A 15,697-nucleotide genomic window follows, 5' to 3' on the forward strand; every position below is an offset into this window, starting at 1 on the left:
AAATCGATGAGATAGCCAAAAATCAGCATCCTCTTCCAATTTAAAGCTACTTTTTAAATACCAACTAAGCTAAGATTTAGCCTCGCTTGACGGAGCGCGAGTAATAACTCGCTGAGATCACTTAAATCAGCCTTTTCGGCCATTTGATAGTGAGTACCGTTGAACCTGATCAGGTTAATACCTGCGTAGGAATCAAGCCATCTAAAAACGACTACCCTTGTTTTATCTACTCCCTGATAATTCTGTCCACGTTTTTGGTCGTGCTTGATTCGTTGATGTCATTCATAAGGATCATTGCAATGAGCCAGTTAACGAATCTTTCTTCTGAAACTCCCCTTACTCCACACGAACAGGAAGCGCGTGATCTGACCCGCATTCTGCCGGCTTCCCGTAAAGTCTATCTGCAAGGTTCACGTCCTGATATTCAGGTACCCATGCGGGAAATTTCTCTTAGCGAAACCCCGACTGGCCTAGGTGGTGAATATAATGCACCGCTGATGGTCTATGACACTTCAGGGGTTTATACCGATCCAAACGTTGAAATTGATCTGAATAAAGGCCTGCCAAATCTACGTGAAGGCTGGATTGAACAGCGTAATGACACAGAAATGCTGGACGATTTAAGCTCTGAGTTCGGTCGCCAACGCTTACGTGATATCCGTACTGCCAACATCCGCTTTGCCCATATTCAGAAACCACGCCGGGCTAAACATGGCCAGAATGTGACCCAGATGCATTATGCCAAACAGGGCATTATTACGCCGGAAATGGAATATATCGCGATCCGGGAAAACCTGCGTCAGCTGGAAGGTACCGATATGCGCCAGCATCCGGGACAGAATTTTGGTGCCAAAAATTTACAGGAAATCACGCCTGAATTTGTCCGTCAGGAAGTAGCTGCAGGCCGTGCCATTATTCCTGCCAATATCAATCACCCTGAACTGGAACCAATGATTATTGGTCGCAATTTCCTGGTAAAAATTAATGCCAATATCGGAAACTCTGCGCTGGGTTCAAGTATTGAAGAAGAAGTGTCAAAAATGACCTGGGCCACCCGCTGGGGTGCCGACACCATTATGGATCTGTCGACTGGTCAAAACATCCATGAAACCCGTGAATGGATTATCCGTAACTCACCAGTGCCAATTGGTACAGTCCCAATTTATCAGGCTCTAGAAAAAGTCAACGGTGTAGCTGAAGACCTGACTTGGGAAATATTTAAAGATACCTTGATTGAACAGGCTGAACAGGGCGTGGATTACTTCACGATTCATGCCGGTGTGTTATTGCGTTATGTACCGCTGACCGCAAATCGTCTGACTGGTATTGTGTCACGTGGTGGTTCGATCATGGCACAGTGGTGTCTGGCACATCATCAGGAAAACTTCCTTTATACCCATTTCGATGAAATCTGCGAAATCATGAAAGCCTATGATGTGTCTTTCAGCCTCGGGGATGGCTTACGTCCGGGCTGTATTCAGGATGCCAATGACGAAGCACAATTTGCTGAACTGCGCACTTTGGGTGAACTAACGCATCGTGCCTGGGAACATGATGTTCAGGTGATGATCGAAGGTCCGGGGCATGTACCGATGCATATGATCAAGGAAAATATGGATCTGCAGCTGGAAGTCTGTAAGGAAGCACCTTTCTATACACTTGGGCCATTAACCACAGATATCGCACCGGGTTATGACCACATTACTTCGGCGATTGGTGCCGCGATGATTGGCTGGTACGGTACTGCGATGCTTTGCTACGTGACACCGAAAGAACATTTAGGCTTGCCGAACAAGAAAGATGTGAAAGACGGCATCATTACCTACAAGATTGCCGCACATGCTGCCGACTTGGCCAAGGGTCATCCAGGTGCTCAAGCCCGTGACAATGCCCTGTCTAAAGCCCGTTTTGAGTTCCGCTGGGAAGACCAGTTTAACCTGAGCCTGGATCCGGACACAGCACGCAGCATGCATGATGAAACCATGCCAAAAGCGGCGCATAAATCAGCTCACTTCTGCTCGATGTGCGGACCGAAGTTCTGTTCAATGAAAATCACGCAAAATGTGCGGGATTATGCCAGCCAGTTATCTGCTGATGAGACCCCGGCTGTAACGCAGGCAGAGATTGAAGCCGGCCTCAACCAGATGAAAAACGATTTCCACAACTCTGGTCAAAAATTGTACCACAAGGTGTAAAACTGTAAAAAAAAACAGTTGTTTTCATAAAAATCTCAGATAGGATGAAAAAAATGAGTTATTTCATCCTTTTCTGAGTTATGAATATTATTAAACAAGCCTCTTATAATAAAAAAGATTTTAGGATAGAGGCCCGTGAGTTTTTATATCGGGGATTTATTCAGGTGGAAAAAGTCACGTTACGTCACCGTGTCTTCCATCAGGAATCTTATACACCTGCATTGCAGCGTGAGCTCATCCATCGTCCTGAAGCCGCTGGGGTACTGCTGTATAACGATCAACAGCAAAAATTCGGCTTGATTGAACAGTTCCGTATTGGGGGATTGGATGATCAGGATACGCCATGGCAACTAGAAGTCATTGCCGGTGTACTGGATGGCGATGAAACGCCTGAGACCTGTATTCGCCGCGAAGCTTTCGAAGAATCAGGCTGCACTGTTGATTCCTTGCAGCATCTTTTCAGCTTCTATCCGTCTGCCGGTGCCTGCTCGGAACTGTTTCATCTTTATGTCGCCCAGACTGAACTGCCTGAAAAAGGCGGTATTTTTGGTATGCCGGATGAAGGGGAAAATATCCAGCTGCACATTCTGGATTATGCCGATATTCCGACCCTGCTGAGTAATGGTCGCCTCAGAAATGCGCCTGTGATTATGGCGCTACAATGGCTACAACAGCATCAACAGGCTGTCCCGTCAGGTTTAAGGGGGCAGACATGACATCGGAACAATTCAATCCTGCATCGCCACAAAAATGGACCATTATCCAGATTTCTGACACCCACTTGATGGATCAGCCCAATCTGGAATTCGCGAATATGAATCCCGAGCAGAGTTTCCATGAAGTCATGCAGCATATTCAACACAATTTTCCAGAAATGGATGCACTCGTACATACTGGTGATCTGGCACAGGTGCCGTTCGCACAAACCTATACGCGTTATTTAGAATATATCCAGTCTTGCCAGGTGCCCTATTACCAGATTCCGGGCAATCATGATGACATCAAGGTCTTTCCTTTTTATCAGGATCGAGATCAGGCTCATGCGATTCATTTTGGCAACTGGACCCTGATTTTACTGAATAGTGCAGTCCAGGATCGGATAGATGGTTGGGTAGAACAGGCTCAACTGGAACAGCTGGATCAATTATTGCTTGAATATCGTAATCAGCATGTAGTTGTGGCTTGCCATCATCATCCTTTTGCGATGAAGTCGCACTGGATTGACCAGCACCGGCTAAAGAATGCCGAAGATCTAAAAGATGTACTGGCCCGGCACCAGAATGTGAAGCTGGTTCTGTTTGGTCATGTACATCAGGATTCTTGCAATGAATGGCATGGTATCCAGTTTTTATCGACGCCATCGACCAGCGTACAGTTCAAACCCAAGAGTGACGAATTCGCGCTAGACCAGGCAGCACCTGGCTATCGTGTATTACATTTGAAACAAAATGGGGAGTTCGATACACATATCGAACGTGTGACCTTAAGCCAGCAAAATATTAATACCGAAATTTCAGGTTATTAACTTTGCATTTTATTTTTTTTGAATTACTTTATTGCAACCAAAGGAAATGTGATATCTATAATCCAGACATCAAAGACTATCAAAAAGCATAAAAAGTCTATATGATGACGACCCCCGTAGGAGGATAATCTTTCTACAGGGTGGATAAAAATTGCATATCACCATATTTTTTGCGTATTACATACGCATATGATGAGGAATGCCCTAAATGGCGAATGACAACCAAAATCAAGTCTTAGACGAACAAACTGATGTTGTAGAGGAAAAACCTATAAAACGTGTGCGCAAATCTAAGCCGAAAACGACTGAGGGTGGTTCTACTGCTAGCTTATTTGGTATTGAACCTTATCAACCTAAAAAAAATGAAGAATACATGTCTGAAGGGCAGCTTGAACACTTCCGCCAAATTTTGATGGCATGGAAAGCTGAACTGATGTCAGAAGTTGATCGTACTTTAAATACGATGCAAGACGAAAACACCGCGCTCCCTGATGTAAACGACCGTGCGACTCAGGAAGAAGAATTTGCCATCGAACTTCGTACTCGTGACCGTGAACGTAAACTGATCCGCAAAATCGAGCAATCTATCGAAGCAATTAAAAATGATGACTACGGTTTCTGTGAAACTTGTGGTATCGAGATTGGTCTGCGCCGTCTAGAAGCACGTCCAACTGCAACTTTATGTATCGACTGCAAGACTTTGGCAGAGATCAAAGAGAAGCAAAATAACGGTTAAGCATGTCTTTAAGTAATCCCTCCCTGACCCTCCCTTTATCAAAGGGAGGGAAAGCTGAAGAGAATTACGTGGGCCGGTTCGCACCATCGCCAACCGGCCCTTTGCATTTTGGTTCCCTCATTACCGCAGTCGCTAGTTACTGCGATGCCAAAGCCCATCAGGGGCGCTGGCTAGTCCGTATTGAAGATACAGACATCCCGCGAATTTATCCCGGCAGCGAAGAACATATTCTACGTGCAATGGATGCTTTTGAATTCGAGCCATATGGCGAAATCATCTACCAGAAAGAGCGTCTGGATATTTACGAAAATGTCATTCAGCAACTGCGCCAGCAGGGTCTGGTTTATGCCTGTCAATGTACCCGCAAAATGCTGGGCTCCAATCATATTTACCAAGACACCTGTCGTGACTTAGGTCTGTCTTTTGAACATCAAGCAATTCGGGTCAAGGTTGAAGATGCTGAAATCTGTTTTGAAGACCGTCTGCAAGGTCAACACTGTTCACAGTTAAAAAAGGACTTGGGTGACTTTGTACTGAAACGCCGTGATGGCATCTTCAATTATCAGTTGGCAGTCGTAGTCGATGACTATCTGCAAGGCATGACCCATGTAGTTCGCGGTGCAGATCTTTTAGATAATACCGAACGTCAGATTTATCTGGGTCAATTATTGGATTATCCGCGTTTAAGCTATATGCATTTACCACTGGCAATGAATGATCAGGGCCAGAAACTGTCCAAACAAAACTTGGCGCAAGCACTGGATCTTGATCAGGCTCCCCTGCTCTTGCAACAAGCACTTCAAGCCCTATGTCAGGTGCCCGTAGAACTGGATCGCCCTGCTCGTATGCTCAAACAAGCCGTCGCACAATGGGACATCTCCCGAATCCCGCATACAACTGAACTACAAGGTCACTATTTATAAAAACGGGTTTTCACTTAAGCTAAAAGCAATAACAAAGGCGAGTGAGAACCATAACAATGTTTTTTATTTTTGGTGTAGGACCGAAAACTAAGGTCATTGCGAAAAGTCAGTTTCTTTGTCCAGTCTGCCGAACCCGTTCTGGGTATGAACTAAAACAGCAGCGTAATTATTTTTCTTTATTTTTTATTCCGCTGATTCCACTTTCCAAGGCAAAAAGTACTTTTGTGCGTTGCCTGAATTGTGGAACTGTCATGCCGAGCACAGTACTTGACCATGCTCAGCCTGATCCACAGCGCTCGTCTAATCTAGAAGCTTGATTCTTCCCGACTTGGATTAACTTGTTGAGTCGTCGAATCAATTTTCAGAATCAAACTGATCATCACCGCACAGACAATTAGTGATGAACCGCCATAACTAATAAATGGCAGGGTCAAACCTTTGGTTGGCAATAGGCCCATATTCATACCAGCGTTTACCAGAATCTGTAACAGGAAAATGATACTGATCCCATAAGCCAGATAACCTGCGCGCAAGTATTGATGCTGCAAGGCACGATGTCCAATCCGGATACAGCAGACCATCACGGTAAAGGACAGAATCAGAATGGTAGAAATACCCAAGAAACCAAATTCTTCCCCTAAGATCGCCAACATAAAGTCAGTATGCGCTTCAGGAAGATATGACATTTTCTGGATACTGTGGCCTAGCCCTACTCCCGTCCATTCGCCACGACCAAACGCCATCAAGGCATTGGAAAGCTGATAACCGGTACCGAGCGGATCTTCCCAAGGATTCGAGAAAGACAGTAAACGTTGTAAACGATAAGGTTCCAGAGCAATTGCGGCGGCAAACGCACCTAATAAGGTAATAAAAGCGACACCGAACTGAATCCAAGGAGCACCTGCCAGGAAGAATACACCGAGCATAGTCAGGGTAATTACCACCGTTGCACCCAAGTCAGGCTCAAGAATAATCAGACCAACGGTTGCACCCATGATGGCGCTTAAACGTACCAAGCCCTTGATATTATTACGAACCTCTTCAGCACGGCGCACGACGTAGTCAGCGGTAAAAATCGCCATCATGACCTTGGCGACTTCCGAAGCCTGCAAGGTAAAACCGGCTACCCGAATCCAGCGCTTGGAGCCGTTTACCTCAGTCCCGACAAAGAGTACGGCGACCAGCAAAACAATAGTAATAATCCATAAAAAGAAGGTGTTATTGAACCAGACTTTTAATGGAACTTTATAAGCTAGAAAGGCTGCACCCGCCGCAACCAGAATCGAGATCGCATGTCGGGTTACATAGTGGAAAGCATTTTCATGCATCCGTTCCGCATAAGGCATCGAAGCCGATGCCACCATGATCGAACCGATGCACAGCAAAGCCAGTACACAAAAAATCAGCACATTACGCGGATTAACTTCAGCGGGCAGCTTAGGTACCCACTGCTGATAAAATTGATTAATTTTATTGATCGCAGTCTGAGCAAACTCAGCCATATCACGAATCCTTGTTATTCTTAATTGAGTTCATTCACATAGGCCACAAACTTGCGACCACGTTCCGGATAACCGGAGAACATGTCAAAACTTGCACATGCAGGAGACAATAACACGACATCATGTGCCTGAGTGCGCTTCTGGCAAATTTCTACTGCTTCCTGCAAGCTTTCCGCATGAATCAATTCAGTCGTACCCGCAATCGCTTCTTCAATAATTGGGCGATCCACACCAATCAATACGGCTACTTTTGCATACTTAGATAATGAGTCACGTAAAGCAGTAAAGTCCTGGCCTTTACCTTGACCGCCAAGAATAATAGCAACCTTGCCACCTTGAGCTTCGATCGCCATGCCCAGACCATCAAGTGCTGCCAGTGTTGCACCAATGTTGGTTCCTTTGGAGTCATTATAATAACGTACCCCATTGACTTCTTTAACGAATTCACAGCGGTGTTCCAGACCTTTAAAGGTTTTTAAAGTGTTCAGCATAATGTCCATTGGTAGGCCAATTGCTTCACCTAAAGCTAAGCAAGCCAAGGCGTTTGCCACATTATGGGTACCTTGAATATACATGTCAGAACTTTTGAGCAGACGTTCACGACCACGTGCCAGCCAGATTGTGCCGTCTGTATCTTTGAGAATACCGTACTGGTTGATGTCCGGTGCATTCAAACCAAAGCTCTGCATCGGTATTGCATCTGGAACCAGTGGACGGGTCAGTGAATCATCACGGTTAAACACCACTTTTTTTACACCTTGGAAAATACGGTGTTTGGCGGTGTGATAACCCATCATGTCGCCATGACGATCCAGATGGTCTTCACTCATATTCAGAACAACAGCCACTTCAGCCTGCAAGTTTGATGTGGTTTCTAACTGGAAGCTCGACAATTCCAAAATATACAGTTCAGGATCATCTTTGGTCAGATCCAGTGCTGGACGACCAAGATTCCCCCCAACTGCCACTTTTTTACCCGCATTCGCTGCCATAAGACCAATTAAAGTCGTTACGGTACTTTTGGCATTTGAACCGGTAATGGCCACAATCGGCTTATCCGTCGCACGACGTAAAATCTGGATTTCACTTACCACAGGAATACCTTGTGCCAATGCTGCTTGAATCTCAGGCAGTTTTGGATCGAGTCCCGGACTGATGATAATTTCTTCGGCAGAGAGCAACAGATTCTGGTCAAACTTGCCAAAACTGGTCTGTACTTCCGCAGGAATCTGGTCATGTCCCGGTGGGGTAGCTCTTGAGTCCGTTACTGCAACGCGGTAGCCCTGGTCATGTAAGAAGTTAACCGCTGCAACCCCTGAAATTCCGAGTCCTGCAACGACTTTTAATCCACCACGTTGTATTAACATTTTCGCCCCATTTTCTGGTCTATTTTAAAACTGACGAAATGGTAGCACTTTGCTGTTTTGAATGCTTTTTCTGTTTTGACTTTCTCTGGCATTTTTTGTGTCAGGGCGTAAAAAAATATCGTTCAATCTTCATCTTTAATCGGTTTAATAATTAATAAATTTTTATTGGCGTCATTATGGGAATAAAAGTTAAGACCATGCTATCCATAACTTGAAAGGAAAATCAGATAACGTTTCCATTCATATATAGAAAAATAGTGGATTCTTCTCACCCAGATAAATCAATAAGTTTCTAAAAAATAAAAAAATGAGGGAGCTTATTTCTAAACTCCCCCTACTCATTTGCATGCTCAGTTTTTATTCTCAAACAGAATGAAAATTTACTTCCATTTCACTGCCTGAGCTTTAGGTTTTGGATTTGAGCTTTGTTCCGATGCCGGGCAGGCACAGTTACCACCACAGCCACTGGCCATAGCCGGTTTTAACCATTTCGCCAGCGTATGCCAGCCCTTGACTGCACAGGCATCAGACAACTTCTGGAAGACTGAGCGTGAAGTATTCGGAAATACCTTTTTAAATACCACTAGTGCACTCCAGACAACCAGTACCGCTACAATCAGAATTTCAATCATCTCAATCTCCCATTCACATGATCATTCAGATCTAGCCAAGGTTTCCCTTCAGCCAGTTTAACCCAAATAATGTGATGCAATTTGATAAGTCAGGAATGACATGAAATATGCCAAACCAAACAGGTAGAAGGTCATAAAGCTGACCGTTTTCCATGAACCGGTTTCACGCTTCACAGTGGCTAAGGTCGCCAGACAATGTGGTGCATAAATAAACCAGACCAGTAGAGACAAGCCGGTCGCGATCGACCAGCCCAAATCACCGCCGCCACTAATCAGTGCCGCCAGACCCTCAGACATGGCATCTTCATCAACTGCAGACAAGGCATAAACCGTACCCAATGCTGCCACGACAACTTCACGCGCTGCCATCGCCGGAATCAGTGCAATACAGATCTGCCAGTTAAAGCCCAATGGTGCAAAAATAGGTTGCATCACATGACCGAGCATCCCGGCAAAGGAATAATCGATATCCGGTAAAGTTGCACCTTCTGGCGGTTGCGGGAACGTACACAAGAACCAAAGCAGGATAGATAACGCAAAGATGATGCCACCGACACGCTTCAAGAAGATTCTGCCGCGATCAAGCAAACCAATCCAGACGTTTTTAACATCCGGGAAACGGTAACTTGGCAGCTCCATCAACAGCATGTGCTGAGACTTGTCTTTATGGAAAAATTTCAGGATAAAGGAAACAATCAGTGCACTTAGAATACCGGCCATATACAGACCAAATAACACTAGACCTTGCAGGTTCATGAAGCCCCACACGGTTTGCTCAGGAATGAAGGCTGCAATCAGCAACGCATATACTGGCAGACGTGCAGAACAGGTCATCAGTGGTGCTACAAAAATTGTGGTCAGACGGTCACGTGGATCACTAATCGTTCTTGAAGCCATAATCCCCGGCACGGCACAGGCAAAGCTGGACAATAGAGGGATGAAAGCACGACCCGAAAGACCTGCCTTAAACATCAATTTATCTAGCAGGAAAGCGGCACGTGGTAAATACCCGGACTCTTCCAAAACCAAAATAAAGAAGAACAGAATCAGAATCTGCGGCAGGAAGACCACGACCCCACCCGCACCGGCAATAATCCCGTCAACCACCAAGCTGTTTAATAAAGGATGAGCGATCAGTCCACCCATGTACTCGCCCAGCCAGCCGAAGAAAGTTTCAATTCCGTCCATAAATGGTGCAGCCCAGGCAAAGACCGCCTGAAACACCACAAACATCATGATGGCTAGGCTAAGTAGGCCCAATACCGGATGCAGGAATATCTTGTCCAGGAACTCAGTACGTTTATCTTCCTGATCGGCATAATTCACCACATCTTTCAGAATACTGGCAATCTGATGATGGTAATCGCCACTCAAACCGCTGAGTTCAGTTTGCGGAGCAGAAAACTTGTTTTTATCCAGTGCATTTTTCAGGTTTTCAATGCCTGAAGTACGCACGGCAACAGTTTCAACCACAGGTACACCCAGACGTTCAGACAGTTTCTGGGTATTGATCTGCATCCCGCGACGGCGTGCTTCATCCATCATGTTCAGCACCACCAGCATTGGACGACCCAGCTGAATCATTTCTAGTACCAGTCCCAGATGCAGTTTTAGGTTTGTTGCATCTACCACGCACAGGAAAGTATCTTGCTGGCCTTCTTCTGCAATTTTACCCTGAACCACATTACGGGTAATTTCTTCGTCCGGGCTGGTCGCATCCAGACTATAAGTTCCTGGCAGATCCAGTACACGTACCGGTTTGCCTGAAGGCAGTGTAAAATTCCCGACTTTACGCTCAACCGTAACCCCGGCATAGTTGCCGACTTTTTGACGAGATCCGGTTAAATGGTTGAATAAAGAAGTTTTACCGCAGTTTGGGTTACCGACAAGGGCAATACGTAAGGTATCACTCATGCCGCCGCTCCCTGTTCAATTTCAATCTTGGCCGCTTCCGATTTTCGTAAAGCAAAACGCGTAAACCCCACCTGAATAAGAATCGGATCCCCACCAAAAATACCTTTGGTAATGACTTGTACCTGAGTCCCTGGTACAAAACCTAAAGTTTCCAAGCGACTGGCCACAACATCGTGGGAAGCGCCTTTACCATCAGTAGTTCGATTAACTTTTCGAATGATGGCAGTTTGTTTTACTTTCAAATCAGACAAACGCACCGTGAAAATTCCTAAGACTTTTTTACAGTATACAAACAAATGAGAATAATTAACAAATAAGTATTAATTACATTTCTTCTTGGCTGTATAGCACATCGACATGTTCGTAAAATTAAACTAGAGTGGAGAATAGCAATCAGGCTTCTCGCTTTTAAAAATTATCTTCATTAAACATCATGCTGAATAAAAAACCTCGCATTCCTAGTCCAGTTCAGATTCCTGAAGCTTTCAGTTACTTACAGGGTTTTCGTGATTATCTGATTGCTCAGACAGTGAGTCCCCATACCCGGAATGCATATTTGTCTGATTTGATCCAGTGTGCCGAATGTCTGGTTAAACCTTTACCGGAATGGGATCATGATGATATTTCCGATGTGCTGATTGAACTGACCAAACAGCAAAAAAGTCCACGTTCAATTGCACGATGTTTGTCCGCCTTACGTTCTTTTTATAAATTCCTGCGGGAACAAAAACTGCGGAGTGACAATCCGGTCGCTGCCCATAAAACACCAAAACTGGGCCGTGCCCTGCCCAAAGACCTGTCTGAAGCTGATGTCGAAGCATTGATTCATGTACCCGATATCAATACTGCCCTCGGTTTACGTGATCGTGCCATGTTCGAAGTGCTTTATGCCTGTGGTTTACGGGTGACGGAACTGATTAACCTGCGTCTCGATCTGATTAATTTAAAACAAGGCTATTTGCGTATTGTCGGTAAAGGTAATAAAGAACGTCTGGTACCAATGGGACAGATGGCCTGTGAATGGGTAGAAAAATACCTGCAAGAGGCACGTCCGCAACTGTATAAAACAGCGACTGATTATCTGTTCCTCACCCAGCATGGCAGCATCATGAGCCGGCAGAATTTCTGGTATGCCATTAAACGCTATGCACTACAAGCCGGAATTCAGGCTGAACTGTCTCCGCATACTTTGCGTCATGCCTTCGCCACGCATTTACTTAATCATGGCGCTGACTTACGGGTAGTACAAATGTTGCTAGGTCATAGTGATTTATCCACCACACAGATCTATACCCATGTGGCACAAGTCAGAATGCAGCAACTGCACGCAACCCATCATCCACGGGCTTAAGAGCTGATTCAAATAGAATAAACTGAGAAGTTTGACGTAGCTCTATCTTTTTTTGCTATGCTAATGCTCTGTTTTTAGTCCAAGAAAAAAGGGTTATTATGACATTTGCCCGCACCAAAATTTTTATCGCTTGTCTGCTTGCTACCGGTCTGGGACTAAGCGCATGTTCCAATTCCAATAATTCAGATAAAAAGCAAGATACGCTTACAGCAAGTGCACCTGCGACGGGTGAAGCCTCTAACCTTAGCGAACGCAATGCACAGCAACGCCTGATTTCAACGCTCGAAGGTCATTTCAAAAAAGCGGGGATTAACGCAAAAATCACTGGTATTAAATCCACAGAAGTACCAAACATGTCTTGGGTCAGCCTGGAAGGTATGGCACCCGTCTATGTGACAAATGATGGCAAATATCTGATTCAGGGTGATGTCATCCGTCTTGGAGACAAAGAGCTGCATAATGTCAGCGAAACCCTGCAATCTGACGTGAACAAGAAAATCTTTGCAAACCTTAAAGCGGAAGACCTGTTGATCTACCCAGCCAAAGGTAAAACCAAACATGTGATCTATGTGTTTACCGATGTCAGCTGTCCGTATTGTCACAAATTCCATGAGCAGATGGATGAGATGAACAGCAAAGGTATCGAAGTACGTTATATTGCCTGGCCACGTGGCGAGCAGCATATGCCTGCCATGGAAGCCATCTGGTGTAATTCCGACCGTCGTGCAGCCTTCGACCAAGCCATTGCCGGTGGATCTATCACGCCGACTACTTGTAAAAATCCTGTGAAAGATCAATATCAAATGGGTCTTAATATTGGTGTGAATGGCACCCCGGGTGTATACAGTTCTGAAGGACTTTATCTCGGTGGCTATATGAGCACATCAGAATTATTGGATCGACTTAAATAACTCATTTTAATTAGTTATTTAACTTTATTTTATAGATAAAGATATTCTGAAATGACCCTAGAGTCAGGCCGCTTTTTTAGCTATGATCTAGGCTCTCGTAAAAAACTGTTTATATTTGGAGTGTGACGTGAAACCAGTTCGTCTGGCAATCCTCGGTCTTGGTACTGTGGGTGGTGGTGCCCTTAAACTATTAAAAGAAAATGCTGCTGAGATTAAACGTCGCACCGGTCGTGAAATTCAAATTACCCATGTTGGTACGCGTCGCCCGCGTCCTGATCTGGATCTACCTGAATCAGTCAAACAAAGTGCAGATCTGCTCGACATCGTACGTCAACCTGATGTAGATGTAGTGGTTGAAGTCATGGGCGGTATTCACCCTGCTTATGAAGTGATTAAAGAAGCCATTCTGCATGGCAAACAGGTCGTGACTGCCAACAAGGCCTTATTGGCTGAACATGGGAATGAACTGTTCAAACTTGCCGATGACAACGCTGTGCAAATTGCTTACGAGGCAGCGGTGGCTGGCGGCATTCCAATTATTAAAGTGATGCGTGAAGGTCTGGCAGCCAACAAGATTGACTGGCTGGCTGGCATCATCAACGGTACAGGCAACTTCATTCTGACTGAAATGCGAGATAAAGGCCGTGCCTTTGCTGATGTACTGAAAGAAGCGCAGGAACTGGGTTATGCAGAAGCCGATCCAACCTTCGATGTAGAAGGCATCGATGCAGCACATAAACTGACATTACTGGCCTCTATTGCTTTTGGTATTCCGTTGCAGTTTGATAAAGTCTTTACTGAAGGCATCAGCAAAATTACTGCACAAGACGTGAAATATGCTGAAGACTTGGGCTTCCGTATCAAACACCTCGGTATTGCGCGTCGTGCTGAAACCGGTATCGAACTCCGCGTGCATCCTACCCTGATTCCTGAAGAGCAATTGATCGCTAATGTCAATGGTGTGAAAAATGCAGTTCTAGTTCAAGCCAATGCGGTTGGTCCTACACTGTATTACGGTGCGGGTGCTGGCGCGGGCCCTACAGCTTCTGCAGTAGTTGCAGATGTCGTGGATATCGTACGTGATATTTCTTATACTGAAGACGGTGCTGGTACAATTCCACAACTGGCTTTTGAAAGCTTAAGTGACCTGCCAATCCTGCCACGTGAAGAAATGACGACTGGATACTACATCCGGATCAATGCTGAAGATCAAACCGGAGTACTGGCTGAAGTAACCTCTATTCTAAGCCGCGAAGGCATCAGTATTGATGCAATTCTGCAGCAGTCACGTCTGAAAGATCTTATTCCTATCGTGATCCTGACTGATCCTGTCAAGGAAGCAAAAATGGATGAAGCGTTAAAACAAATTCAAGCTCTTCCTGTCATTCATGGCGAAATTGTACGAATTCGTTTAGAATCGCTTGATAATTAATCGGGTCGAGGGGACACTCTCCCCTTGCCAAGCTCTACACACAATTGGAACATCATCATGTCGAATGCCAATCGTTATACTGGTTTAGTTGACCGCTATCGCGACCGTTTACCAGTGTCTGCAACTACTAAAGCCGTTTCTCTGGGTGAAGGTAACACGCCACTGATTAAGCTTGCGAATATTCCGCGCATTATTGGCAAAAATGTTGAAATTTATGTGAAGTACGAGGGCTTAAACCCGACTGGTTCATTTAAAGACCGTGGTATGACCATGGCGGTAACAAAAGCAGTTGAAGAAGGCTCTAAAGCGATTATCTGTGCTTCTACAGGTAATACTTCAGCTGCTGCAGCAGCTTATGCAGCGCGTGCAGGTATCAAGGCGTTTGTTTTAATCCCAGAAGGCAAAATTGCTATGGGTAAAATGGCACAAGCGATGATGTACGGTGCAATCACCATGCAAATCCGCGGTAACTTCGATGACGGTATGCATCTGGTAAAAGAAATCGCTGATAAAGCACCTGTGACGATTGTTAACTCAATCAACCCGTACCGCCTGCAAGGTCAAAAAACCATTGCTTACGAAATCGTGGATGAATTGGGCCGTGCACCAGACTACCACTGCCTGCCAGTGGGTAATGCGGGTAACATTACTGCACACTGGATGGGTTATACCGAAGCTGTTGCGAATCAACCTGCTGGCGAGTTTGAGCAAGTGGTTTACGATGCTGCCACTGATGCCTTCACTGGCCCTAAACCTGAAGGTCTGCCAACAATGGTAGGTTACCAGGCTTCTGGGGCTGCACCTTTCCTTCGTGGTGCACCTGTTGAAAATCCTGAGACTGTTGCAACTGCAATTCGTATTGGTAATCCACAAAGCTGGAACCATGCGAAAGCCGTTGTTCGTGATTCTAAAGGCTGGTTCGATGAACTGACTGATGCCGAGATTCTGGAAGCTCAACGTCTTCTTTCTATGTATGAAGGCGTATTCGTAGAACCTGCATCTGCAGCGTCTATCGGTGGCGCAATCCGTGATATTAAAGCAGGTAAAATTGCTGAAGGTTCTGTGATCGTGTGTACTGTAACTGGTAACGGTCTGAAAGATCCGGATACTGCGATCAAACAATGTTCTGATGCCGTAATGCTTTCAATTGACGCAACTTTAGAACAGGTTCGTGAATCAATTCTTTCTAATATGTAAGATACAGAATCA

Annotated in this window: 15 protein-coding genes and 1 riboswitch; of the genes, 10 read left to right on the plus strand and 5 right to left on the minus strand. The window is 45.2% G+C overall.

Going from position 1 to position 15,697, the window contains the following annotated elements; all coding sequences use genetic code 11:
* Positions 1-80: 80 nt before the first annotated feature.
* Positions 81-209: riboswitch (TPP riboswitch) on the plus strand.
* Positions 210-299: 90 nt separating this feature from the next.
* From thiC to RJ01_RS01030, 6 genes are all read left to right on the plus strand, one after another.
* Positions 300-2,195: a phosphomethylpyrimidine synthase ThiC gene (thiC, locus tag RJ01_RS01005; protein WP_034169766.1), complete on the plus strand. Its 1,896-nt coding sequence runs from the start codon at positions 300-302 to the stop codon at positions 2,193-2,195.
* Positions 2,196-2,275: 80 nt separating this feature from the next.
* Positions 2,276-2,911, plus strand: coding sequence for an NUDIX domain-containing protein (locus RJ01_RS01010; protein WP_034169767.1), 636 nt, complete (start codon positions 2,276-2,278; stop codon positions 2,909-2,911).
* Positions 2,908-3,720 (plus strand): metallophosphoesterase, encoded by an 813-nt coding sequence (locus tag RJ01_RS01015; protein ID WP_034169768.1) that lies wholly within the window; start codon positions 2,908-2,910, stop codon positions 3,718-3,720. The genes RJ01_RS01010 and RJ01_RS01015 overlap by 4 nt, the downstream gene beginning before the upstream one ends.
* 208 nt (positions 3,721-3,928) lie before the next feature.
* On the plus strand, positions 3,929-4,456 hold the full coding sequence (gene dksA / locus RJ01_RS01020) for an RNA polymerase-binding protein DksA (RefSeq protein ID WP_034169769.1): 528 nt from the start codon (positions 3,929-3,931) through the stop codon (positions 4,454-4,456).
* 2 nt (positions 4,457-4,458) lie between these two features.
* Positions 4,459-5,379, plus strand: coding sequence for a tRNA glutamyl-Q(34) synthetase GluQRS (gene gluQRS / locus RJ01_RS01025; protein WP_034169770.1), 921 nt, complete (start codon positions 4,459-4,461; stop codon positions 5,377-5,379).
* A 56-nt stretch (positions 5,380-5,435) separates the two neighbouring features.
* A complete protein-coding gene (locus RJ01_RS01030) occupies positions 5,436-5,696 on the plus strand; it encodes a zinc ribbon domain-containing protein (RefSeq protein ID WP_034169771.1) in 261 nt (86 codons plus the stop codon).
* On the opposite strand, the gene ftsW is transcribed toward RJ01_RS01030, so the two are convergent.
* The 5 genes from ftsW to RJ01_RS01055 all read right to left on the minus strand — a co-directional run bounded on the left by ftsW (position 5,685) and on the right by RJ01_RS01055 (position 11,051).
* Positions 5,685-6,881, minus strand: a complete 1,197-nt coding sequence (gene ftsW, locus RJ01_RS01035) for a putative lipid II flippase FtsW (RefSeq protein ID WP_004787257.1) — start codon at positions 6,879-6,881, stop codon at positions 5,685-5,687. The two genes, RJ01_RS01030 and ftsW, sit on opposite strands and share 12 nt — an antisense overlap.
* A gap of 20 nt (positions 6,882-6,901) precedes the next feature.
* Positions 6,902-8,248, minus strand: a complete 1,347-nt coding sequence (murD, locus tag RJ01_RS01040; RefSeq protein WP_034169772.1) for a UDP-N-acetylmuramoyl-L-alanine--D-glutamate ligase — start codon at positions 8,246-8,248, stop codon at positions 6,902-6,904.
* A 380-nt stretch (positions 8,249-8,628) separates the two neighbouring features.
* Positions 8,629-8,880: a DUF6587 family protein gene (locus RJ01_RS01045; RefSeq protein ID WP_005233488.1), complete on the minus strand. Its 252-nt coding sequence runs from the start codon at positions 8,878-8,880 to the stop codon at positions 8,629-8,631.
* A gap of 57 nt (positions 8,881-8,937) precedes the next feature.
* Positions 8,938-10,794 (minus strand): ferrous iron transporter B, encoded by a 1,857-nt coding sequence (locus RJ01_RS01050; protein WP_034169773.1) that lies wholly within the window; start codon positions 10,792-10,794, stop codon positions 8,938-8,940.
* Positions 10,791-11,051 carry a FeoA family protein gene (locus RJ01_RS01055; protein WP_034169774.1) on the minus strand — a complete coding sequence of 87 codons (261 nt, stop codon included), beginning with the start codon at positions 11,049-11,051 and terminating at the stop codon, positions 10,791-10,793. Before RJ01_RS01055 ends, RJ01_RS01050 begins: the two co-directional genes overlap by 4 nt.
* Positions 11,052-11,227: 176 nt before the next feature.
* On the opposite strand from RJ01_RS01055, the gene xerD reads away from it, so the two are divergent.
* The 4 genes from xerD (at position 11,228) to thrC (ending at position 15,685) form a co-directional block, all read left to right on the plus strand.
* Positions 11,228-12,145: a site-specific tyrosine recombinase XerD gene (gene xerD / locus RJ01_RS01060; RefSeq protein WP_005233484.1), complete on the plus strand. Its 918-nt coding sequence runs from the start codon at positions 11,228-11,230 to the stop codon at positions 12,143-12,145.
* Between the two features lie 98 nt (positions 12,146-12,243).
* Complete coding sequence (locus RJ01_RS01065) at positions 12,244-13,056, plus strand: DsbC family protein (protein WP_034169775.1); 813 nt, start codon at positions 12,244-12,246, stop codon at positions 13,054-13,056.
* A 127-nt stretch (positions 13,057-13,183) separates the two neighbouring features.
* A complete protein-coding gene (locus RJ01_RS01070; RefSeq protein WP_005233480.1) occupies positions 13,184-14,488 on the plus strand; it encodes a homoserine dehydrogenase in 1,305 nt (434 codons plus the stop codon).
* 57 nt (positions 14,489-14,545) lie between these two features.
* A complete protein-coding gene (gene thrC, locus RJ01_RS01075; RefSeq protein WP_034169776.1) occupies positions 14,546-15,685 on the plus strand; it encodes a threonine synthase in 1,140 nt (379 codons plus the stop codon).
* The last annotated feature ends 12 nt before the right edge of the window (positions 15,686-15,697 follow it).

The organism is Acinetobacter sp. YZS-X1-1, assembly GCF_000804305.1.
In the GTDB taxonomy this organism is placed as follows: Bacteria; Pseudomonadota; Gammaproteobacteria; order Pseudomonadales; family Moraxellaceae; genus Acinetobacter; species Acinetobacter variabilis.